Origin of the sequence: Pseudomonas sp. SZ57, from assembly GCF_009495975.1 — a bacterium.
GTDB classification, from domain to species: domain Bacteria; phylum Pseudomonadota; class Gammaproteobacteria; order Pseudomonadales; family Pseudomonadaceae; genus Aquipseudomonas; species Aquipseudomonas syringae.
This window is the reverse complement of sequence record NZ_WIBD01000018.1, coordinates 144,392-166,362: the sequence shown is the minus strand read 5'-3', so window position 1 is coordinate 166,362 and position 21,971 is coordinate 144,392. Positions and strand designations below refer to the sequence as shown.

General features: G+C 60.8%; 18 protein-coding genes. 11 read left to right on the top strand and 7 right to left on the bottom strand.

Translation table 11 applies throughout. The features are described 5' to 3' along the window. Positions 1-276 precede the first annotated feature (276 nt). Genes GE543_RS16665 through GE543_RS16650 form a run of 4 tightly spaced genes read left to right on the top strand, consistent with a single transcriptional unit; the run spans position 277 to position 4,216 of the window. Positions 277-1,302 carry an ABC transporter substrate-binding protein gene (locus tag GE543_RS16665; RefSeq protein ID WP_153221910.1) on the top strand — a complete coding sequence of 342 codons (1,026 nt, stop codon included), beginning with the start codon at positions 277-279 and terminating at the stop codon, positions 1,300-1,302. Beyond that, positions 1,287-2,243 (top strand): ABC transporter permease, encoded by a 957-nt coding sequence (locus GE543_RS16660; RefSeq protein ID WP_153221909.1) that lies wholly within the window; start codon positions 1,287-1,289, stop codon positions 2,241-2,243. Before GE543_RS16665 ends, GE543_RS16660 begins: the two co-directional genes overlap by 16 nt. Before the next feature lie 6 nt (positions 2,244-2,249). Next, complete coding sequence (locus tag GE543_RS16655) at positions 2,250-3,065, top strand: ABC transporter permease (RefSeq protein ID WP_153221908.1); 816 nt, start codon at positions 2,250-2,252, stop codon at positions 3,063-3,065. Next, a complete protein-coding gene (locus tag GE543_RS16650; RefSeq protein ID WP_046237543.1) occupies positions 3,062-4,216 on the top strand; it encodes an ABC transporter ATP-binding protein in 1,155 nt (384 codons plus the stop codon). The genes GE543_RS16655 and GE543_RS16650 overlap by 4 nt, the downstream gene beginning before the upstream one ends. A 16-nt stretch (positions 4,217-4,232) precedes the next feature. Here GE543_RS16650 and GE543_RS16645 read toward each other — a convergent pair whose 3' ends face one another. Continuing rightward, complete coding sequence (locus tag GE543_RS16645) at positions 4,233-5,147, bottom strand: LysR substrate-binding domain-containing protein (RefSeq protein WP_371927188.1); 915 nt, start codon at positions 5,145-5,147, stop codon at positions 4,233-4,235. A 124-nt stretch (positions 5,148-5,271) separates the two neighbouring features. Here GE543_RS16645 and GE543_RS16640 point away from each other — a divergent pair, with 124 nt between their 5' ends. Continuing rightward, entirely contained in the window at positions 5,272-6,366 is a 1,095-nt protein-coding gene (locus GE543_RS16640) for a tartrate dehydrogenase (RefSeq protein WP_178118623.1), read from the top strand. On the opposite strand, the gene GE543_RS16635 is transcribed toward GE543_RS16640, so the two are convergent. Further along, positions 6,363-7,238: a LysR family transcriptional regulator gene (locus GE543_RS16635; protein WP_003410140.1), complete on the bottom strand. Its 876-nt coding sequence runs from the start codon at positions 7,236-7,238 to the stop codon at positions 6,363-6,365. The genes GE543_RS16640 and GE543_RS16635 overlap by 4 nt on opposite strands. Positions 7,239-7,339: 101 nt before the next feature. On the opposite strand from GE543_RS16635, the gene GE543_RS16630 reads away from it, so the two are divergent. Next, positions 7,340-8,731 carry an aldehyde dehydrogenase family protein gene (locus GE543_RS16630; RefSeq protein ID WP_153221906.1) on the top strand — a complete coding sequence of 464 codons (1,392 nt, stop codon included), beginning with the start codon at positions 7,340-7,342 and terminating at the stop codon, positions 8,729-8,731. Positions 8,732-9,074: 343 nt separating this feature from the next. Here the strand turns inward: GE543_RS16630 and GE543_RS16625 are convergent, their stop codons facing one another. Then, positions 9,075-9,659 (bottom strand): flavin reductase family protein, encoded by a 585-nt coding sequence (locus GE543_RS16625; RefSeq protein WP_003416370.1) that lies wholly within the window; start codon positions 9,657-9,659, stop codon positions 9,075-9,077. Positions 9,660-9,799: 140 nt separating this feature from the next. Between GE543_RS16625 and GE543_RS16620 the strand changes: the two genes are divergently transcribed. Further along, on the top strand, positions 9,800-10,423 hold the full coding sequence (locus GE543_RS16620; RefSeq protein ID WP_153221905.1) for an NTP transferase domain-containing protein: 624 nt from the start codon (positions 9,800-9,802) through the stop codon (positions 10,421-10,423). Here the strand turns inward: GE543_RS16620 and GE543_RS16615 are convergent. The 4 genes from GE543_RS16615 to GE543_RS16600 are packed head-to-tail and all read right to left on the bottom strand — an operon-like array spanning position 10,404 to position 15,264. Beyond that, entirely contained in the window at positions 10,404-11,372 is a 969-nt protein-coding gene (locus GE543_RS16615) for an XdhC family protein (RefSeq protein ID WP_153221904.1), read from the bottom strand. The genes GE543_RS16620 and GE543_RS16615 overlap by 20 nt on opposite strands. A gap of 2 nt (positions 11,373-11,374) precedes the next feature. Further along, positions 11,375-13,591, bottom strand: coding sequence for a xanthine dehydrogenase family protein molybdopterin-binding subunit (locus GE543_RS16610; RefSeq protein ID WP_153221903.1), 2,217 nt, complete (start codon positions 13,589-13,591; stop codon positions 11,375-11,377). Between the two features lie 9 nt (positions 13,592-13,600). Further along, positions 13,601-14,584, bottom strand: coding sequence for a xanthine dehydrogenase family protein subunit M (locus GE543_RS16605; protein ID WP_153221902.1), 984 nt, complete (start codon positions 14,582-14,584; stop codon positions 13,601-13,603). Further along, positions 14,584-15,264 (bottom strand): (2Fe-2S)-binding protein, encoded by a 681-nt coding sequence (locus GE543_RS16600; RefSeq protein WP_003420887.1) that lies wholly within the window; start codon positions 15,262-15,264, stop codon positions 14,584-14,586. The genes GE543_RS16605 and GE543_RS16600 overlap by 1 nt, the downstream gene beginning before the upstream one ends. Positions 15,265-16,155: 891 nt before the next feature. Between GE543_RS16600 and mqo the strand changes: the two genes are divergently transcribed. From mqo to GE543_RS16580, 4 genes are all read left to right on the top strand, one after another. Next, on the top strand, positions 16,156-17,799 hold the full coding sequence (mqo, locus tag GE543_RS16595) for a malate dehydrogenase (quinone) (protein ID WP_044309634.1): 1,644 nt from the start codon (positions 16,156-16,158) through the stop codon (positions 17,797-17,799). Between the two features lie 156 nt (positions 17,800-17,955). Further along, entirely contained in the window at positions 17,956-18,192 is a 237-nt protein-coding gene (locus tag GE543_RS16590; RefSeq protein ID WP_010411190.1) for a hypothetical protein, read from the top strand. Between the two features lie 399 nt (positions 18,193-18,591). Next, positions 18,592-21,576, top strand: coding sequence for an ATP-binding protein (locus GE543_RS16585; RefSeq protein ID WP_153221940.1), 2,985 nt, complete (start codon positions 18,592-18,594; stop codon positions 21,574-21,576). Beyond that, a complete protein-coding gene (locus GE543_RS16580; protein ID WP_153221901.1) occupies positions 21,573-21,950 on the top strand; it encodes a response regulator in 378 nt (125 codons plus the stop codon). The genes GE543_RS16585 and GE543_RS16580 overlap by 4 nt, the downstream gene beginning before the upstream one ends. The last annotated feature ends 21 nt before the right edge of the window (positions 21,951-21,971 follow it).

Genomic DNA, 21,971 nt, shown 5'->3' with positions numbered 1-21,971 from the left:
GGCACGCGAGCCCGATAATCCGCCGCCTGCAACCCCAGGCGCTGATCAGAAAACCCACCGTGAAGGCGTTTTGACAGGGCAAAACGCTTGCAGAAAGTTTGGAATACCATAATATGACATTCCATAAATACAAGATCTGGTCAGACGCGCCCGGCAAGGGACAGCACCAATAACAGCACCTGACCCGTACAAGGTTTCAAGGCCCATTGGACCTACTGCTCCCGATTACGCGGGCAAGAAAAGCCCGCTCAAAACACAACAAATGAGGGCGTAAAAATGGTGTTGAACAAACGTGCAACAGCAGTCCTGGCCGCTGGCGTGCTGGCTTTTTCGAGTGTCGCCGCTATTGCCGCCGAGAGCGTCAACTTCGTGAGCTGGGGCGGCTCCACGCAGGACTTCCAGAAGGAGGCCTGGGCGGCTCCATTCAGCAAGGCCAGTGGCATCACCGTCGTGCAGGACGGTCCTACTGACTACGGCAAACTCAAGGCCATGGTCGAAAGCGGCAACGTGCAGTGGGACGTTGTCGATGTCGAAGCCGACTTCGCCCTGCGCGCCGCCAGCGAGGGCCTGCTGGAGCCTCTGGACTTCACCACCATCAAGCGCGACGAGATCGACAAACGCTTCGTGACTGACCACGGCGCCGGTTCGTTCTTCTTCTCCTTCGTGCTCGGCTACAACGAAAGCAAAGTCGGCGGCAAGGCGCCTGGTGACTGGGCCGCGATGTTCGACACAAAGACTTACCCTGGCAAGCGCGCGCTATACAAGTGGCCAAGCCCCGGCGTGCTGGAACTGGCCCTGCTGGCCGATGGTGTAGCCCCCGACAAGCTTTACCCGCTGGACCTCGACCGCGCCTTCAAAAAACTCGACACCATCAAGAAGGATATCGTCTGGTGGGGCGGCGGTGCGCAGTCCCAGCAACTGCTGGCCTCCGGTGAAGTGTCGATGGGGCAGATGTGGAACGGTCGGGTCTACGCCCTGCAACAGGATGGCGCCCCGGTGGGGGTGAGCTGGAAGCAGAACCTGGTCATGGCGGATTTTCTGGTCGTTCCCAAGGGCGCAAAAAACAAGGACGCCGCGATGAAGTTCATCGCCAATGCGACCAGCGCCAAAGGCCAGGCGGACTTCTCCAACCTCAGTGCCTATGCCCCGGTCAATACCGAGAGCGTTGCGCGCCTGGACTCTACGCTGGCACCTAACCTGCCGACCGCGCACGTTGCCGATCAAATCACTCTCGACTTCGCATACTGGGCCAAGAATGGCGCTGATATCGCGACACGGTGGAACGAATGGCTGGTCAAGTAAAGATGGCAGCGGTTGCTCCTCGTCAATCCATGCCGGCCGGGGGTGCTACCAGCACCGCTGGCGCGGCCAGCCAGAAGGTGTCGGGCATGCAGGCATCCCCTTCCCTCGCACAGCGCTGGCGCGGCAGCCGTAATCTGCTTCCGGCGCTGATCTTCCTTGGACTGTTCTTCTTCGCCCCGCTGATCGCCCTGCTGCTGCGCGGCGTGCTTGAACCGGTGCCGGGCCTTGGCAACTATGAGCAACTGTTTGCCAACTCGGCCTACTCGCGGGTGCTGCTCAATACCTTTTCCGTAGCGGGCCTGGTGACACTGTTCAGCCTGCTGCTGGGCTTCCCGCTCGCCTGGGTGATCACCCTGGTGCCGCGCGGCTGGGGACGCTGGATTCTGAATATCGTGCTGTTGTCGATGTGGACCAGCCTGCTGGCCCGCACCTATTCGTGGCTGGTGCTGTTGCAGGCCTCCGGGGTCGTCAACAAGGCCTTGATGGCCATGGGCATCATCGATCAGCCGCTGGAAATGGTGCACAACCTGACCGGTGTGGTGATCGGCATGAGCTACATCATGATTCCGTTCATCGTCCTGCCGTTGCAGGCGACCATGCAGGCCATCGATCCGATGGTGCTGCAGGCGGGTTCGATCTGCGGGGCCAGCCCATGGAGCAATTTCTTCAGAGTGTTTCTGCCACTGTGCCGTCCGGGGCTGTTTTCCGGAGGTCTGATGGTGTTTGTCATGTCGCTCGGTTACTACGTCACCCCGGCGCTGCTCGGCGGCGCGCAGAACATGATGCTGCCCGAATTCATCGTCCAGCAGGTGCAATCGTTCCTCAACTGGGGGCTGGCCAGTGCCGCCGCTGCGTTGCTGGTGCTGATCACGCTGGTGCTGTTCTACTTCTACCTGAAGCTCCAGCCGGAATCACCGGTCGGCGCCAGCAACGCGAGGTAAACCGCCATGCTCCTGACACCCAATGCCATGAGCCCCGGCTTGCGTACGGGCCTGTACCTGACCACCGCCCTGATCGCGCTGTTCCTGTTGCTGCCGATCCTGTTCATCGTCCTGCTGTCGTTCGGTTCATCGCAGTGGCTGGTGTTTCCGCCGCCCGGCTGGACGCTGAAATGGTATCAGCAGTTTTTTTCCAACCCGGACTGGATGGCCGCGGCCATGTCCAGCTTCAAGGTCGCGATCCTGACCACCCTCGCGTCGGTGGCGCTGGGCCTGCCCACTGCCTTCGCGCTGGTGCGTGGCCGGTTTCCGGGGCGTGACCTTCTGTACGGCGTCTTCACACTGCCGATGATCGTGCCGCTGGTGATCATCGCTGTCGCGGTCTACGCGCTGTTTCTCAGGCTCGGTTACACCGGCACGCTGTTTTCCTTCGTCGTCAGCCATGTGATCGTTGCCTTGCCGTTCACCATCATCTCGATCATCAATTCGCTGAAGCTGTTCGACCAGTCCATCGAGGATGCCGCGGTCATCTGCGGCGCCTCACGCTTGCAGGCCATCTACAAGGTGACCTTTCCCGGCATACGCCCGGGCATGATGGCCGGCGCGCTGTTCGCGTTTCTGGTGTCGTGGGACGAGGTGGTGTTGAGCGTGATGATGGCCAGCCCGACCCTGCAAACCCTTCCCGTGAAAATGTGGACCACCCTGCGTCAGGACCTGACGCCGGTCATCGCCGTCGCCTCAACGCTGCTGATCGCCCTGTCGGTGCTGATCATGTTCATCGCCGCGACCCTGCGTCGCCGCAACGAAGCCAGGAGTACTTCATGAGTGCCGTGATCAAAGACCCCGCCCATCAGCACCAGAACACACTGGTCAGCCTGTGTAATCTGAACAAGCACTACGGAAATTTCGCCGCTGTCGACGACATTTCCCTGGACATCCAGGACGGTGAATTCCTGACCTTCCTGGGCTCCAGCGGCTCGGGAAAAAGCACCACGCTGTCGATGCTCGCCGGCTTCGAAACGCCCAGCTCGGGCGAGATTCTGGTAGGCGGCAAATCGCTGGTGAATGTGCCGCCGCACAAGCGTGACATCGGCATGGTGTTCCAGCGCTACTCGCTGTTCCCGCACCTGTCGGTGCGCGACAACATTGCCTTTCCGCTGGCGATCCGCAAATTGCCTGCGGCCGAGCGCGAGAAGAAAGTCGATGCGATGCTCAAGCTGGTTCAGCTCGAAGCCTTCGCTCATCGTCGACCGTCGCAACTGTCAGGCGGCCAGCAGCAGCGGGTCGCCATCGCCCGAGCGCTGGTTTACGAGCCGCGCATCCTGCTGATGGACGAGCCTCTGGGCGCGCTGGACAAGAAACTGCGCGAAGACCTGCAGGACGAACTGCGTCAGTTGCATCGCCGGCTGGGCATCACCATCGTTTACGTGACCCATGACCAGGAAGAAGCCATGCGCCTGTCACAGCGCATCGCCATCTTCAGCCATGGCAAGATCGTCGGTCTGGGCTCGGGCTATGACCTGTATCAGGATCCGCCGAATGCCTTCGTCGCCTCGTTTCTCGGCAACTCGAACTTTCTCAGGCTCAAGGCCCAAGGCAATGCCGTGGCGACCTTCGAAGGCAGCACACTGGCGATTCGCCTGACCGCAGGGCTGAAGACCGATCAGGACGTGCTGCTGATGGTGCGCCCGGAGAAAGCCCAGGCACTGAGTGTGTCCCAGGCAGCCGCCATGCCGCTCGAATCAGGCTGGAACGAGGTGAACGCCACGGTCACTGAAGTGCTTTTCCTCGGCGAGAGCCAGACGTGCTCGGTGGTCACTGCCGGAGGCACTGCCATGACCGTCAAAGCGCTTTCCGCGAACGGCATGTCGCTCAAGGCCGGCGACCCGGTGCGCGTGCGCTGGGCCGCCGCAGACGCATGCATCTACACCGAATGGACAGACAGCGACCTGAACAAGGCAGCCGGCACCCACTGACAGGGCGTGGCGTGCCTCAGTGGTTGACGGGCGAAGGATGCAGGGCAAGGTAGTCGCGCAGAAACTCCACCGTGACACGGACCTTGGCCGAACTCATCAGCGGTGAGGTGTGCACCGCCCAGATGTCTGCATCCTGGCGGTACTCCGGCAGCACCTGAATCAAACGGCCCTCGGCCAGATCAGTCCGCACATCCCATAGCGAACGCAGCAACACCCCGCGCCCGTCCAGGCACCACTGACGGGCGATTTCGCCGTGGTTGGTAGACAGGCTGCCGGTCACCTTGACAGTTTCGGCACCCTGCGGCCCGTTGAGGTGCCAGATGCCGAACGGCCGGTCGCGCTCCTTGATCACCAGGCAATCGTGATTGGCCAGCTCGCCAAGATTAAGCGGCGTGCCGTGAAGGTTGAGGTAGCCGGGGCTCGCGCACAAGACCCGCCAGTTGCTGGCCAGATGCCTGGCGCGCAGGTGCGGGGCGATTTCGTTGCCGACGCGGATATCCAGATCGACTCCCTCCTCGATCAGATCGACCAGCCGGTCCTGAATGTCCAGACGGATATCCAGCTTCGGATAACGCGCCGCCAGTTCCGACAACGCCGGCGCGACGAAACGCCGGCCGAAGCCCTGACTGCTGACGACCCGCAACAAGCCACTCGGCTCGCCATGCAATGCCGCCACCTCTTCGCCCATCTGCTGCACTGAATCGAGCATCCCCCTGGCCCACTCGTAGACGCGCTCGCCATCTTCGGTAATCGACACCTGCCGGGTCGAGCGGTGCAGCAACACCACACCCATGCCCTGCTCCAGCAAACGGATGCGCTTGCTGACGTAAGCAGCGGACATGCCCAGCTCATCCGCAGCCCCGACGAAGCTTGAGCGCCGGGCCACATGAACGAACACATTCAAATCATCAAGGCTGGGGTATTTATTCACGATTCGTGTTTTCTCAGTGCATTAATCAGCTGATTATCTTTATATCGTGCGCTTATAGCATGGATGGCCTGTGCAACTCATTCATCGCACACCCGTAATGGATCGATTCAGAGAGAGCGCCACCATGAACAACAAGAAACTGCGTATCGCTGCCATCGCCGGTGACGGCATCGGCCTGGAAGTGCTGCCCGAAGGGGTACGCGTGGTGCAGGCCGCCGCCGCACGGCACGGGCTGGAACTGGAGTTCGAGTACTTCGAGTGGGCCAGCTGCGATTACTACCTGAAACACGGCAAGATGATGCCGGACGACTGGTTCGAACAGCTCAAAGGCTTTGACTCGATCTTCTTCGGCGCCGTCGGCTGGCCGGAAAAGGTCCCGGATCACATCTCGCTGTGGGGCTCGCTGCTCAAGTTTCGTCGCGAATTCGACCAGTACGCCAATATCCGTCCGGTGCGGCTGTTTCCCGGCGTGCCCTGCCCGCTAGCCAATCGCAAACCGGGCGACATCGACTTTGTCGTGGTCCGGGAAAACACCGAAGGTGAATACTCGTCGCTGGGCGGGATCATGTTCGAAAACACCGAAAACGAATTCGTGCTGCAGGAATCGGTGTTCACCCGTCGCGGCGTCGACCGCATTCTCAAATTCGCTTTCGAGATGGCCAGCAAACGCGAGCGCAAGCACGTTACTTCGGCGACCAAATCCAATGGCATGGCCATCAGCATGCCGTACTGGGACAAACGCACCGAAGCGATGGCCAGCCAGTACCCCGGCATCAGTTGGGACAAGCAACACATCGACATTCTCTGCGCCCGTTTTGTGCTGCAACCCGAGCGCTTCGACGTGGTGGTGGCGTCCAACCTGTTCGGCGACATCCTCAGCGACCTCGGCCCGGCCTGCGCAGGCACCATCGGCATTGCGCCGTCGGCCAACCTCAACCCCGAGCGTCACTTCCCTTCGCTGTTCGAACCGGTTCACGGCTCGGCCCCGGACATCTTCGGCCAGAACATCGCCAACCCGATCGCAATGATCTGGTCGGGTGCACTCATGCTCGAATTCCTCGGCCAGGGCGACCAACGCTTCACCACAGCACATGACGAAATCATCACCGCCATCGAGCAAGTGATCGCCAACGGCGACGTCACGCCGGATCTGGGCGGCACGCTTTCGACTCAGCAAGTCGGTGCGGCGATTGCCGAGCGGGTTTCTGCAGGCCGTTAAACGTTCTCTGGCTCGCTGCGCTGTTCCAGCAACTCGACGAAGCGGGTCAGGCTACGTGACACCGTGCCGCGGCGCCAGATCAGCCAGGTATGCAGGTAGCGAAACTTCTCGGACAGCGGCCAGATACTGACCGTGGCGCAGCCGGGCATGCTTTCCAGCATGCTGCGCGGCATCAGCGCCAGCCCGGCACCGGCGCTGACGCAGGCGAGCATGCCGTGGTAGGACTCCATTTCATGGATCTTGCCCGGCACTGCCGCGTCATCGGTGAACCAGCGTTCAAAGTGATGGCGGTACGAGCAGTTGGCACGAAACGCATAGATACTCTCTCCGCTGACATCCCGCCCGCGCTTGACCGGTGCATGATTGAGTGGCGCGATGATGACCATTTCCTCTTCGAAGACCGGCACGCCGTCAAGCGATGGATGCTGCACCGGCCCGTCAACGAACGCAGCGACCAGTCGACCGGCCAGCACGCCGTCGATCATGGTTCCGGACGGGCCGGTGGACAGGTCCAGCTCGACCTTGGCGTTCTGCTGGTTGTAGGCGGCCAGCAGCGCAGGAATCCTGACCGCTGCCGTGCTTTCCAGCGACCCCAGTGCAAAAGGCCCCTGTGGCTCCTCCCCGGAAACGGCGGAGCGCGCTTCCTGCACCAGATCCAGGATGCGTCGCGTGTAGTCGAGAAAATTCCAGCCTGCGGGAGACAGGCGCAAGCGGTGCTTCTCGCGAATGAACAGGTCGACGCCCAGATCCTGCTCCAGCTGCTTGATGCGCGTGGTCAGGTTCGACGGCACCCGGTGGATGTGCTGCGCCGCGGCGCTGATGCTGCCGTGTTCAGCCACCGCTTTGAAGATCTCCAGCTGAACCAGATCCATATCATTCTCCAAACATGAACGTTACGATCATTATTATTCAGTTTTACAAAGCATTGCACGCCTATATTCTGGTCCCACTTCCACCTCAACAGGATGGCGCAATGACTACTGTCACCAGCAACACCCATGCAATCTCGATCAACCCTGCCACCGGCGAGCAGATCGGTCACTATGCCTTTGAATCCGCCGCCGCGCTGGATCAAAGCCTGTCGCGGGCGGCTGCCGGTTTTGCCGGCTGGAAGCGCACGCCGGTTCAGCAACGTGCGCAACTGATCGTCGCCATGGGTCAGGCCTTGCGCGATGACGTCGAAAACATTGCCCGCATGATCAGCCAGGAAATGGGCAAGCCCGTCGCCCAGGCCAAAGGCGAGGTCGAGAAATGCGCGCAGCTGTGCGACTGGTACGCGGCGCAAGGCCCGGCGATGCTGGTGGCCGAAGCGACTCAGGTCGAGCATGACAAGGCGCGGATCGAATACCGTCCGCTGGGCCCGATTCTCGCGGTAATGCCGTGGAATTTCCCGATCTGGCAAGTGCTGCGCGGTGCGATTCCGACCCTGCTGGCCGGTAATACGTACGTGCTCAAGCACGCGCCCAACGTCATGGGCTGCGCTTACCTGATGCTCGAGGCGTTCAAGCGTGCCGGTTTCCCTGAGGGTGTGTTCGAGGTCATCAACGTCACCCCGGAAGGCGTTTCAAACGCCATTGCCGACCCGCGCATCGCAGCCGTCACCCTGACCGGCAGCGTGCGTGCCGGCCAGGCCATCGGCGCCCAGGCCGGTGCGGCACTGAAGAAGTGCGTGCTGGAACTGGGCGGTTCCGACCCGTTCATCGTGCTCAATGACGCGGACCTGGATCAGGCGGTGAAGGCCGCGGTGATTGGCCGCTTCCAGAACACCGGGCAGGTCTGTGCAGCGGCCAAGCGCCTGATCATCGAGCAAGGCGTGGTCGAGGAGTTCACCCGCAGATTCGTCGAGCAAACACGTCAACTGGTGACAGGCGATCCTCTTTCCAGCGAAACCTACATTGGCCCCATGGCGCGCTTCGACCTGCGCGACGAGCTGGATGCCCAGGTGCAGGACACACTCGCCGAAGGCGCCACACTGTTGCTGGGCGGCAAAAAGGCCGAAGGCCAGGGCAATTTTTATCAGCCTACCGTGCTCGGTGACGTCACCGATAAGATGACTTCGTTCCGGCAAGAGCTGTTCGGCCCTGTAGCGTCGATCATCACCGCGCGTGACGCGCAGCACGCCCTGGAGCTGGCCAATGACAGTGACTTCGGCCTGACCGCGACGGTCTATACCCGCGACCTGCAACTGGCCGAGCGCATGACCGAAGAACTGGAAACCGGCGGTGTGTTCATCAACGGCTACAGCGCTTCAGACCCGCGTGTAACCTTCGGCGGCGTGAAGAAGAGCGGCTTTGGCCGTGAGCTGTCGCACTTCGGTGTACGCGAGTTCTGCAATGCGCAGACCGTATGGCGGGATCGTCACTGAGGGTTCAGCAGGTACACAGCCGTTACGGGAGTGACCGGGGCGGCGATCCGCGTTGCTCGCGAAGAGACTGATGCAGCCGCTGGATATCTGCTGATCAGTCAGCTCGCCTTCGCGAGCAAGCTCGCTCCCACGGGGGGCATCTGTGGCAGCGATGAGTGAGCTTGCTCACGAAGAGACTGATGCAGCCGCTGAGTAATTTGCTGATCAACCAGTCCGCCTTCGCGAGCAAGCTCGCTCCCACGGGGGGCATCTGTGGGAACGATGAGTGTGCTTGTGTGGGAGTGAGCTTGCTCACGAAGAGGCCCTTAGGGTCGGCAAGGATCGTCAGGGCCAGACATCGCGATTACTCGTCGCCTGTTTCTACCACCGCAGGCTCACCAATCGTGTAGAAATGCCCGCCCGCGACGTAATGCAGACTGCGCCATTTCGGATCGGCTTTTTCAAATTCCCAGTGTCCGTCTTTGAACACACGGGTATCAGCCCAAGCGCCCACCACTTCGCCAATGAACAGGTCATAAGTCTGCTGATTGTGCGGCTCGGGAATGACCTTGCAGATCAGCCAGGCCGAGCAGCCTGCGACCAGCGGCGAGTCATGCCCGTCGATGCGGAACAGGTCCACATTGGCCTTGTCCAGCTTGTCCGGGGTGAAAACCTTGCTCTGAGTGCCGACGTCGAAGGTCATCTGCAATTGATCCAGATTGGGCACTTGCAGGGCAAAGTAGCCGCTCTTCTCAACCAGCTCGCGGGTCTTGGTCATCTTGTCGATGACCAGCGTCACCTTGGGCGGCGAGAAGTCCAGCGCACAGGCCCAAGCCGCAGCCATGACATTATGCGTGCCCTCGTGGCTGGACGAGACCAGCACGGTCGGCCCGTGGTTGAGCAAACGGTAGGCTTTTTCCAGCTCGACAGGACGAATATGATTGTCCACTTGAAACCCTCGAAAACATGATTCGTGCCGCTACCGGCAAGGCAGCGAAATAAGGCATTGTGCGTGCATCAGCAGAACTGCAGGGTGCGACGGGCAAGCCGCGTGCGCCCTCTCCTTTCACCCACTCATAAGGTTTCGGATTGAGCAGGATAGACAGCCAGATCCCCGAAGTGTTCGCCCTGGTCCTCGCAGCAGGGCGCAGCAGGCGCTTTGCCGGTGACAAACGGCAGGCGCTTCTGCCCTGCGGGCGGACCCTGCTCACGGCAAGCCTGGAAAACGCGCAAAACGCATTCGGCAAAACGGCGGTGGTATTGCGCCCTGATGACCAGACGGATGCGCTGGGGATTGCCTCGAACGTCACGATCATCCGCAGCGAACACGCCGAACTGGGGATGGGCCACAGCCTGGCGAGCGCCGTTGCGGCAGTGATGGACTCCTCTGCCGATGCGGTTGCCATTGTTCTTGCTGACATGCCCTGGATACAGCCGCAGACCCTGCATGACCTGGCCAGAATGGCCGATCCCCAGCGCATCGTCCTGCCCATGCACGAGGGCCAACGTGGCCACCCGGTGATCATTGGCCGCCGGTTCTGGCCAGCGCTGCTCAAGCTGGAAGGCGATCAGGGCGCGAAAGCCCTGATCATCGAAAACCCCGAGGCATGTGACGTACTGCACTGCGATGACCCTGGCATCCTGCGTGACGCCGACACCCCGTCAGCGCTGGCACAAGCCTGCCGGCAACACCTTACACCTCGGCACGACTGACACCGTTGGCCACCCGCAGGATATCGGCCATTACCGCAATGGCGATCTCGGAAGGTGTCTTGCTGCCCAGGTTCAGGCCGATAGGCGCTTGAATCCGGTCCAGGACCTGTGCGTCCAGCCCGCCAATTCGCCCCAGACGCTCCAGACGTTTGCTGCTGGTGCGCATCGAGCCCATCGCGCCGATGTAGAAGGCATCGGTACGTACCGCCTCGAGCATGCTCAGATCATCCAGCTTCGGATCGTGCGTCAGAGCAAGAACGGCCGTCGAACTGTGGCAGCCGCCCTCGGCAATGAACACCGCAGGCAGCACGCCACGCACCTCGACACCCGGCATGGAAAACCCCGATGTGACCTCGACACGAGGGTCACAGACGATCACCTCATAGCCCATGGCAACGGCAAAACTGGCGCAGAACTCTGCCACCGGCGACAGACCGGCGAGCAGCACGCGATACACCGCGCCCATGCGTATACTGATGCTTTCGCCATCGACCTGCACACGCGACTCGCCCATCGTCGCAGGCCCGATCGCTCTCTGCACGCCGCCCAGTTGCACCTGCCTGCTGACCAACTCGCGTCCGGCGAGCGCCTGCTCGATGGCCGCTAGGTGTGCATCGGCTTCAGGCCCTGGCGCGATGAACTCGATCAGCACATCCAGCACACCGCCACACGGCAGGGCCCGCGTTGGCGCAAAACCGCCGTCGCCGTAGCGAACCACCTGATTGACCGGCTCGAACTGCCCTGCAGCAACGCGCTCGAGAAAATCCTCTTCCACGCAACCACCCGACAGAGAGCCACGATGCTCGCCGCTGCCCAGCGCCACCAGCATCGCCCCCGGCCCGCGCGGGGCCGAGCCGAATGTGGAAAGAACCGTGCACAGCCAGACGGCCTTGCCGCTGGCCAGCCAGTCCCGCGCCTGTTGTACAACCTGCAAATCAAGCTGTTTCATCGTTACAACCCTGCCATCAGTTTTTCCTTGCTGATCGGCAGGCTGCGCACCCGTTTACCCGTCGCGTGATACACCGCATTGGCCACTGCTGCGGCCAGCCCGGTCACACCGATCTCGCCGATGCCTCGTGCGCCGAATTCACCCAGGTTGTAATCCGGATAATCCAGCAGCAAGACGTCGATGTCCGGTTGATCCGCATGCACCGGCACCACGTACTCGGCGTAGTTGTTATTGACCGGCATGCCGCTGCGCGGATCGTATTCACCGGCCTCGAACAAGGCCATGCCGATGCCCATCACAATCGCGCCTTCCACCTGATTGCGTGCCGCCAGCGGGTTGACCACTTTGCCCACGTCAATGGCGCTGACCACCCGCGAGACGCGTAGGCTGGATATGCCCGGGTCCCAGCGCACCTCGACAAAATGCACACCGAACGAGCGGAATGAGTACTTGCCCGCCTCAGGCATGCCGCTCTGAAAAGTGCCCTCTGCACGCGACAGGCGCTGGCCGTTCAGCACATCGACGAAGCTTGCACGCCGTTCACCCATGACCAGTTGGCCGTTCTCGACCTTGATCGCTTCGGCGTCCTGTCCGGCGAACACGGCATCCTTGCTGACGGCGTACTGGCGCAGCTTCTGCAACGCTTCGCGGGTGGCGCCGGCAATCGCCGGCATTACGCTGGCGGTGACCCATGAGCCGCCGGACACCGGGCCTGCCGGGAACGACGAGCTGCCCAGTTCCACTTCGACGCGTTCCATGGGAATGCCGGTCAACTGACTGACAGTCTGCGCGACGATGGTGTACGTGCCGGTGCCGATGTCCTGCAAGCCGCACTGAGCCAGCGCCGTGCCGTCGGAACGCAGAATGACCCGCGCATCGGTAGGCACTTGATAGGCTTCCCAATTGCAGGCACCCATGCCGTAACCAATAATTTCATCGCCTTCGCGCATCGAACCGACTTCGGCCTTGCGCGCGTGCCAGCCAAACCGTTCGGCGGCTTTGTCTATGGCCTCAGGCAGGTGGTTACTGGACCACGGCAGGCCTGCGCTCTGATCCTTGTCAGAGAGGTTCAGCTTGCGGAATGCCAGAGGGTCCATGCCACTGGCCAGGGCCATTTCATCAATGGCGGACTCCAGTGCAAACAGGCCCGGGGCCGCGCCCGGCGCGCGCATGGAGGTCGGCGTACCGCGATTGATGGGGCTGATCTTGTGGCTGACCAGCACGTTATCGCAGGCATACAGGCTTTTGGTCACGCCACCGCAGTTTTCGGTGTAGTCATCGAGCATTGAGGTGTTGTTGAACGACTCGTGACGAATCGACACCAGCTTGCCGCTCGCATCGGTGGCCAGACGCAGGCGCTGGCGAGTTTCCGGGCGGTGGCCCACGGTGGTGAACATCTGCGCACGCGGCAACACCAGTTGCACCGGTCGCCCGGTAACTTTGGCTGCCGCGCACGCGGCGACCGAATGCGGCCACGGCCACAGCTTGCCGCCAAAGCCCGAGCCGATGAAGGGCGCGCGCACTTCCACCCGGTCGGGGGAAAGGTCAAAGACGTTGGCCAGCAGGTTGCGGTGGTTGACCACGCCCTGAGTGCTTTCATAGACAAACAGCTTGCCGTCCTGCCACCAGGCGGTGCTGGCGTGCATTTCCATCGGGTTATGCACTTCAACCGGCGTGGTGTAAGTCTGATCGACTTTCACTTTTGCGCCGTCGAATGCGCTGTCCGGGTTACCCCTATTGTGCCCCGCACCGCCATCGCGAGCGCCATTGACGCGCATGCCTTCTGCAAGGTCCTTGACCGCCGGACGCTCGTCGTAATCAACCGTCACGCGATAGGCCGCCGCCCTCGCCTGCTCGAAGCTCTCGGCCACCACCAAGGCCACAAACTGGCCAGGATAGTAGACGCGATCGTCCTCGAACGGCAGGCGATGCTCGTCCGCCTTGCTGGCCGAGAGCATCTTGGCAAAGCTCAGCTTGGTGTTCGGAGTACGGTGCAGCGTGGGGAAGTTGTCGTGGTGAAAGATATCGACCACGCCAGGCATCGCCTTGGCCTGCTGATCCTTTATGGCCACCACGCGCCCGTTGGCGATGGTGCTGTAGACGCCATAGGCGTAAAGCATCTTGCCCATCGGATGGTCCGCGGCGTAGCGCGCCTGACCACTGACTTTCTTGCCGCCGTCGATACGACGCTGCGGCACACCAATGATGTTTTCGCTCATGAGAAATTCCTAGGCCGTGAGGTCACGAAGGTTGCGGACGATGACCTGCTGACCCAGCGGGATCTTGAAGGCGTTGTGTTCATAGGCCCGCGAGCCCTTCATCGCCAGCGCTGCAACCTTCGTAAAGGTGTCCAGGTCGGCAGGCTGACCGATCAGCGCTTGCTCGGCGTCCAGGGCACGCCACGGCTTGGTGCCCACGCCACCCAGCGCAATCCGCGCATTGGTAATGCGTTTGCCGTCCGTCACCAGAATCACCGCGCTGGACGCCAGGGCGAACTGGTAAGAAGTACGGTCGCGCAGCTTCAGGTAAGAAGAGCGGCTGCCGGACAGCGGCGCGTCGAGGGTCACATGGGTGATGAGTTCGTGTGGCGCCAGCGCATGTTCGCGCTCTGGCGTATCACCAGGCAGCAAATGAAAATCAGCGAACGGGATATCCCGCGAGCCATTGGCGCCCTGAACGGTAACCTGCCCGCCGATGGCCGCCATGCCGACACACATGTCCGACGGATGCGTGGCAATACAATGATCGCTGGTGCCCAGCACTGCGTGCACACTACGGTTCATCCCGCCAATGGCTGCACAACCGGAGCCCGGCTGGCGCTTGTTACAGGCTGAAATACCATCGCGAAAATACGGGCAGCGCACACGTTGCATGAGATTGCCGGCGGTGGTCGCCTTGTTGCGCAATTGGGTCGAAGCACCGGCAAGAATCGCTTCGGACAGAACCGGATAGCGCTCCTGCACCAGCGGGTGGCTGGCCAGGTCGGTGTTGCTGACCAGCGCGCCGATGCGCAGGCGGCCATCCGGCAGCGACTCGACCTGCTTCAACGCCAGATGGTTGATGTCCACCAGTTGCTGCGGTTGCATCACGTCGAGCTTGACCAGATCCAGCAGCGTTGTGCCACCGGCCAGATAGAAGCGTTGCCCTTCACCGGACGCTGTGCTGAAAGCCTGCGCGGGCGAAGCGGCGCGAGCGTAGTCGAAAGTTCGCATCAGGCAGCACCTCCCATTTTCGAGCGCGCAGATTGCACGGCAGACAGAATGTTCTTGTAGGCACCGCAACGGCAGATATTGCCGCTCATGGCCTCTCTGACGCTGGCGTCGTCGGACGCAATGTTCGGGTCCTTGAGAATCGCGACCGCGCTCATGATCTGTCCGGAGGTGCAGTAACCGCATTGGTAGGCGTCGTGTTCCCAGAACGCTTCCTGTACCGGGTGCAACTTGCCGTTCTCGGCCAGCCCTTCGATGGTAGTAATGCTGTCGCCCTGATGCTGAACGGCGATCGACAGACAGGAGTTGATCGCCAGGCCGTTGACCAGCAGCGTGCAGGCGCCGCACTGGCCGTGGTCACAGCCCTTCTTGGTGCCCGTCAGTTGCAGGCGGTCACGCAGCACATCGAGCAGAACGGCATTGGCCGGCACGTTCAGGGTATGAACCTGGCCATTGACCTTCAACTGGATGCGCTGCTCACCCGCTGCGGGTGCGTCACTGTCTTCGACCACGGGGGCCGCAGGTGCCAAAGGCGCCGCCTGCAGCAGGCCGTCGGAAGGGATCCAGGTAGACAGCGTGGCCGCAGCAATGCCTGAGGCACCGAACTTCAGAAAGTTTCGGCGTGAGGGCTGCACGGCGCTGCTGTCGACAGCAGTTTCCTTGTGCTTCTTGGGTTCGGTCATCAGGATCACTCGGTAATAGCCGTCGCTGCTGTAAAGCGACGGGCGTTATGGTGTGGTCAGCGGCCCGGGCTTACGCCTGCTCACTGACGTGCTGCCTTTATTTTCAGGGGGTAATCAAAGCCAAAACGCTATCACCCGTTACAAGTGTTTAACTGGTCTGCGCTTCTAAAGTTCCAACTGTTTGACGGACGTCTGTATCCGAACATTGCGACTACAGGCGTGGCGGCCGTATACGGACCCTAACAGGAGGTCGGCGCGCTGATTAGCCAGGCAAAGCCACACGCCGTTATGAGCGTGGCTCATCAATGCACGAGAGCCGGACAAACGCGCTGTTCGGGGAGAGTTTCAGACCGAGTGAGGGCCATATCCGTGTGAGGGCTAAAGGCCCGGACAAAAATGCCGATACAGATAGGCAGTGGAAGGCCGTGAAGTGTCTAAATCAACGCATTCATGGCCAATTTGATGATGGCACCTCGCAACGGGGGTGCACATTATGCGAAAATACCGCGTCTTTGCCGGTATGCCACCGAGGGTGTGTCGCAGTACGCGTGGATAAAATTGCGCGTCGAGCGTGCCTCCATGCTCCGATGCGGCGTCTCAGACTCCGTGAACAGGCTGACCAGGTGTGTCTTCGCAAGTGGCTCAGAGGGGAAGACTCTCGGGCATCGCAGCACACCAACAGAGCAAATGTCACTCATGACGCTGAATCCAATGATGATAAGAAGTCAGCGCAGCAGGACATAAATTGAGGTCTCGAGCGGTATTATATTGGCCTTGTATGTCCACCTCTAGTCCCCGTGGGTGCGAGTGTTTGTCGCAGGCTTCGCTGCATGTGACAGGCCGTTTCCCCAGGAGTAGTCGGCGGATGGCGTTTATCAGATGGATGACAGAATGTTTAAGAAAGTGAACACGGCCCTCCTGGGTCTGGCCATTTCCATGGGCCTGATGCCCGTGCAGGCGGCTGAAACCAAGAAAGTCGACGTACTGCTCGTCGGCGGCGGCATCATGAGTGCAACCCTCGCCGTCTGGCTCAACGAGCTGGAGCCGAGCTGGTCGATGGAAATGGTCGAGCGTCTCGACGGCGTCGCCGAAGAAAGCTCCAACGGCTGGAACAACGCCGGTACCGGTCACTCGGCGCTCGCCGAACTGAACTACACCCCTGAAGACAAGAACGGCAACGTCGACATCTCCAAGGCCATCGAGATCAACGAAGCGTTCCAGATCTCCCGTCAGTTCTGGTCCTGGCAGGTCAAGACCGGCGTTCTGAAGGACCCGCGTTCGTTCATCAACTCCACACCGCACATGAGCTTTGTGTGGGGCGACAACAACATCCAGTTCCTGCGCAAGCGTTACGCAGCATTGCAAGCCAGCCCGCTGTTCAGCGGCATGCAGTACTCCGAAGACCACGAGCAGATCAAGAAGTGGGTCCCGTTGATGATGGAAGGTCGTGACCCGGCGCAGAAGCTGGCCGTGACCTGGAGCCCGATCGGCACCGACGTCAACTTCGGCGAGATCACTCGTCAGTTCGTCGCCAACCTGAAAGCCAAGCAGAATTTCAATCTGCAGTTGTCGAGCGAAGTCGAAGACATCAATCACAACGACGATGGCACCTGGCGCGTCAAGTACAAGAACCTGAAAGACGGTACTGTCACCGAGACCGACACCAAGTTCCTGTTCATCGGTGCCGGCGGTGCAGCGCTGCATCTGCTGCAGGAATCAGGTATTCCTGAAGCCAAGGAATACGGCGGCTTCCCGGTCGGCGGTTCGTGGCTTGTCACTGACAACCAGACCCTGGCCATGCAGCACATGGGCAAGGCCTACGGTATCGCGTCGACTGGCGCGCCACCCATGTCGGTTCCGCACCTGGACACCCGTGTTCTGGACGGCAAGCGCGTGATCCTGTTTGGCCCATTCGCGACCTTCTCGACCAAGTTCCTGAAAAACGGTTCCTACTTCGACCTGCTGACCAGCACCACCACGCACAACGTGTGGCCGATGACTCGCGTCGGTATCGAACAGTACCCGCTGATCGAATACCTCGCCGGTCAGGTGATGATGTCTGACGACGATCGCTTCGCTGCTCTGCAGCAGTACTTCCCGAACGCCAAGAAAGAAGACTGGCGCCTGATGCAAGCCGGTCAGCGCGTACAGATCATCAAGCGTGACGAAGAGAAAGGCGGCGTTCTGAAGCTGGGTACCGAAATCGTCGCTTCCAAGGACGGCAGCATTGCCGGCCTGCTGGGTGCTTCGCCAGGTGCCTCGACTGCAGCGCCGATCATGCTGGGCGTGCTTGAAAAAGTCTTCAAGGACAAGGTAGCGACTCCGGAATGGCAGGCAAAACTGCACCAGATCGTGCCTAGCTATGGCACCAAGCTGAACAACAATCCGGACCGTGTTGCCGAGGAATGGGCTTACACATCCGAAGTTCTGCAGCTGACCCCGCCACCACCGGTGAACAAGACAGGTAATGCTCCAACACCTGCACCTGCTGCCCAGCCAGCGAAAAGCAATCCAGCCAGTGACATGGCGCTCTAAGGCTTTCACAGCTTGAGCAAAGCCCCGCCAGACCTTGTCTGGCGGGGCTTTTTTTTGCACGCCGTTGCGCGGGCAATCCCTGCCCACACGAAAACACGTCGAACTCTTCGCGTCGTTCGTTCCTCCAACCAGGACGACACACAGAGAGGAACTGCAATGAGCAAGCATACTGACAAGCCTTCCAGTCACACGCCTGAACAGTCCGCGCCAACGACAGACCAGTCCGGCAAGCCGGTCGATGTGGTGCACAAGGACATTGCGCAGGAAAATCCCGAAACCGAAGGCGTGGACAAGGTCATCACCCCGACGTCCATCAAGGAAAAAGAGCAGGATGCCGAAACGCTTCGTGCTAAAAACCGTGAGCTCGAGCGCAAGCTGAATGGCCAGGGCTGATTGCCCAAGCGGGCCTGTAGCAACCCAGCACTTGCCGATAATTCGCTAAAAACGGCAGGCAGGGCCTCAAAGGCCCACACCTGCCAGCTTGCAGGCATTCCCCGACAGAGTCAGTTAAAGCTACGCGTCCAACGGGCAACTGTTATGGTGACCCACTTCCCTCCATCTCTGGCTTGTATCAGCAGAGCGCGTCATCCAGGTCTCCACGCCGCACTTTCGCGGCAACCTCGCATTTTCTTGCGCTGTCCATCCGGGCCGCTGGCCGCCCAAATTGCCGCTGCGGCCAACAAAAAGCCATCTGAATCGCGTTTAGCGTCGAACGACTGCACGTCGTACCAAGCAGTGGCTGGCTGTTCCCGGCTGAAACACCCTGTGGAGTTCACGCAATTGATCAAGGACATGCTGGATGCAAAGCCTGACGCAGCGCTTGAGGCTGCGCTTGCCGAATGTGCCCGAGAGCCGATTCGTGTTCCTGGCGCGATTCAGCCGCACGGCGTCTTGCTCAGCGTTGCAGGCGCTCCCCTTTGCATTGAACAGGTCAGCGCCAACTGCGCAACAGCACTCGGGATGACCGCTGAGGAGTTGCTGGGCAAGCCTCTGTCATGGCTACTGTCGCCCGAACATTCGGCCCTCATCGACCATGCGTACGGCCACCCCGCTGCCCCGAACCTGGACCCGATAAAACTGACGCTCGGAACCGCCCACTACAGCGCCTCGCTGCAGCGTATCGACGATGTGCTGATTATCGAGCTGGAGGACTTCGTAGAGACCGGTCACGGACAATCCAGAATCCTTGCACGGGTGTTACGCAACCTGCAGGCCGCCACCACCCTGGAAACGCTGTTCGATATCAGTGTGCACGAGATTCAGGCGCTTACCGGCTACGACCGGGTCATGATTTACCGGTTCGAGCCCGAGGGCCATGGCAAAGTCGTCGCCCAGGCGCTGACCGGGCCATTGCCCAGCTACAGCGGCCTGAACTTCCCTGGCTCGGACATTCCCGCCCAGGCGCGAGAGCTGTATCGGCTGAACTGGATTCGTGTGATTCCGGACGCCACCTACGTTCCCGTGCCCCTGATACCGACCCTGCGCCCGGCGACAGGGCAACCGCTCGACCTGGGCTTCTCGACGCTGCGCAGCGTGTCGCCAGTGCATTGCGAGTACCTGAAGAACATGGGCGTGCGCTCGTCGATGAGTATCTCGTTGCTCGATGGCGGCGAGCTCTGGGGCCTGGTTGCCTGCGGTCATCCCGAGCCGTTGCGGGTGTCCAGAGAGCTGCGCGATGCCTGCGCGATGATCGGTCAGTTACTGTCGGTGAAAATTTCCGCCATTGTCGCGACCGATGTGCAGCGCGAGCGGGAAGCGAAAGTTGCCCTGCTCGGACAACTGGCAGACGCCATGAGTCGCGCCAATCATGAAGTGCTCGACGGGCTGGTGAGCCGGCCCGAGCTTCTCATGTCGCTGACCCTGGCAGACGGTGCGGCTGTGCTGATTGACGATCAGGTTCATCTGTTCGGCACCTGCCCTGCAATCGAACAAGTGCGTGAGCTGTACACCTGGATACGCGACACCGGCCTGGCGCATCAACGCACCAGACAGCGGGCGACGGGCTTGCAGGGTCTGGGAGTTTTCCACACCAACTCCATGCAGAGGGAGCTGGCCGCCAGCGCCGTTTACAAAGACGTCGCCAGCGGCGTCATTGCGTTCACGCTGCCCAAGCCGATTGATAACGCAGTGATGTGGTTTCGTGCCCAACTCACCTCCACAATGAACTGGAGCGGCGACCCGACCCATCACGTCAGCACCCGTCCGGAGAGTTCCGCGAGTCATCGTCTGCATCCAAGGCAGTCTTTCGATGTCTGGGAGCAAGAGGTTGACGGCATTGCCAAACCCTGGTCGCGCGCAGATCTCTATGGCGCTGAAGACATTCGTCGTTCTGCTCTGGAGAGCGACCTGGAGCGTCAGGTGCAGCGTGAACAGGAAGCGGTCCGTTTGCGTGATGAGCTGGTCGCCGTGGTCTCCCATGACCTGCGCAACCCGATGTCGATCATCATCATGCAGTGCGGCATGATGCAACGCTGGGCGGTGGGCGACACACACTTTGAAAACCGCAATATCCGCCGTGCGCTGGGCACCATCGAGAAAGCCACGACGCGCATGAACAGCCTGCTGGAAGACCTGCTCGATACCGCGCAGATCGAAGCCGGCCGTTATCAGCTGTCGCGCCTGCCGCTGAGTGTTGCCAGCCTGCTGGAAGAAGCCTGCAGCCTGCTGGTGATGCTGACCACCGAAAAGAACATCGAGCTCAACTGCACCGCCGCGCAAGGCCTGGTGGTCGATGCGGACCCGGAACGAATCTTTCAGGTACTTTCCAACCTGGTTGGTAACGCCATCAAGTTCACCCCCAAAGGTGGCCGAATCAACATCGATGCAGTCGCCGATCAACACGAAGTGCTGTTCAGGGTGAGTGATGACGGGATCGGTATCCCGGTCGAACACCTGCCTTTCATTTTCCAGCGCTATTGGTCCGTCAAGGAAGGCAATCCGCGCGGTAACGGCCTGGGACTGTATATATGCCAGGGCATTGTCACGGCCCACGGCGGGCGTCTGTGGGCTGACAGCTCACTGGATTCGGGGAGCGTCTTTTCCTTCACCCTGCCGGTGCATCAGGGGCTGGATACCGTTGGCGAAACGACATTTTTAAAGCAGAACGGTACGACTCACCGACTGGCGCAGTCCATTTCCAGCAAACTGGAGCGCCAGCAACTGGAGGATCGTCTGACCCGCGCCGGGTTGCTGAACGAACTGAACCATCGGGTAAAAAACACCCTGGCAACCGTCCAGGCCATCGCCTCTCTTACTGTCAACAGCTCTGCGTCACTGGAATCCTTTCACAAGAGCTTCGGTGCGCGCCTGTTCGCCCTGAGCCAGGCGCACGATGCACTGGCGCGTGCAGAATGGATTTCCACCGAACTGGTCGACCTGATAGAGCAACTGCAGGAGGTGGACTCGGGGGCACACAGGATCAGCTTCGAAGGCGACCCGGTGACCCTGGAACCGCGCTTTTCACTGACGCTTTCCATGGTGCTCCATGAACTGATGGCCAATGCAGTGCAACACGGTTCGCTTTCATCAGCGGCAGGTCAGGTGACAGTGATCTCTACGCTGACTGCCACCCCCTCTGCGCCCACGCTGAAGATCGAATGGAAGGAAACAGGCGGCCCGCCGGTCGTCGCAACCACTGTGAAAGGCTTTGGCCTGCGCTTGATACACCGCAGCATCGAGCGAGAACTCAAAGGCCAGGCCGACATTCAGTTTGCCCATACAGGGATCGTCTGGACAATGCTGATTCCCTGGCCAGACAAACCGGAAAGCCACTTATGAGTTCAGAATCGGACGACCAGACCTCGCTCCCCAAAGTGCTGTTGGTGGAAGACGAGACCATGCTGGCCATGTTGATGGAGATGATGCTCGAGGACCTGGGTTTCGCGACCGCTTACCACGCCAGCACGCTGAACGAAGGCATTGAATATGCGCGTAACGGCGAGTACGACCTGGCCATCCTGGATATCAACATTATTGGCGGAGACTCGTTCCCGATAGCCGCTGCCATTGCCGATCGCGGCATACCCTTCATGTTTTGCTCGGGGTACGGGCGACCGGGGATCCCCGACGCGTGGCTCAACCGGCGCTGCGTCGCCAAGCCGTTCAGTGCCGAGCAACTGAGCGAAGCGTTGAGTGAGCTGCTTGAGACCTGATTCGCTACTTCGATCGGCGTC

What these genes read in the sequence shown, in the direction of transcription:
- GE543_RS16665 (WP_153221910.1), top strand. Translation starts at nt 277, where the DNA reads ATGGTGTTGAACAAACGTGCAACAGCAGTCCTGGCCGCTGGCGTGCTG.
- GE543_RS16660 (WP_153221909.1), top strand. Translation starts at nt 1,287, where the DNA reads ATGGCTGGTCAAGTAAAGATGGCAGCGGTTGCTCCTCGTCAATCCATG.
- GE543_RS16655 (WP_153221908.1), top strand. Translation starts at nt 2,250, where the DNA reads ATGCTCCTGACACCCAATGCCATGAGCCCCGGCTTGCGTACGGGCCTG.
- GE543_RS16650 (WP_046237543.1), top strand. Translation starts at nt 3,062, where the DNA reads ATGAGTGCCGTGATCAAAGACCCCGCCCATCAGCACCAGAACACACTG.
- GE543_RS16640 (WP_178118623.1), top strand. Translation starts at nt 5,272, where the DNA reads ATGAACAACAAGAAACTGCGTATCGCTGCCATCGCCGGTGACGGCATC.
- GE543_RS16635 (WP_003410140.1), bottom strand. Translation starts at nt 7,238, where the DNA reads ATGGATCTGGTTCAGCTGGAGATCTTCAAAGCGGTGGCTGAACACGGC.
- GE543_RS16630 (WP_153221906.1), top strand. Translation starts at nt 7,340, where the DNA reads ATGACTACTGTCACCAGCAACACCCATGCAATCTCGATCAACCCTGCC.
- GE543_RS16615 (WP_153221904.1), bottom strand. Translation starts at nt 11,372, where the DNA reads ATGAAACAGCTTGATTTGCAGGTTGTACAACAGGCGCGGGACTGGCTG.
- GE543_RS16610 (WP_153221903.1), bottom strand. Translation starts at nt 13,591, where the DNA reads ATGAGCGAAAACATCATTGGTGTGCCGCAGCGTCGTATCGACGGCGGC.
- GE543_RS16605 (WP_153221902.1), bottom strand. Translation starts at nt 14,584, where the DNA reads ATGCGAACTTTCGACTACGCTCGCGCCGCTTCGCCCGCGCAGGCTTTC.
- GE543_RS16600 (WP_003420887.1), bottom strand. Translation starts at nt 15,264, where the DNA reads ATGACCGAACCCAAGAAGCACAAGGAAACTGCTGTCGACAGCAGCGCC.
- mqo (WP_044309634.1), top strand. Translation starts at nt 16,156, where the DNA reads ATGTTTAAGAAAGTGAACACGGCCCTCCTGGGTCTGGCCATTTCCATG.
- GE543_RS16590 (WP_010411190.1), top strand. Translation starts at nt 17,956, where the DNA reads ATGAGCAAGCATACTGACAAGCCTTCCAGTCACACGCCTGAACAGTCC.
- GE543_RS16585 (WP_153221940.1), top strand. Translation starts at nt 18,592, where the DNA reads ATGCTGGATGCAAAGCCTGACGCAGCGCTTGAGGCTGCGCTTGCCGAA.
- GE543_RS16580 (WP_153221901.1), top strand. Translation starts at nt 21,573, where the DNA reads ATGAGTTCAGAATCGGACGACCAGACCTCGCTCCCCAAAGTGCTGTTG.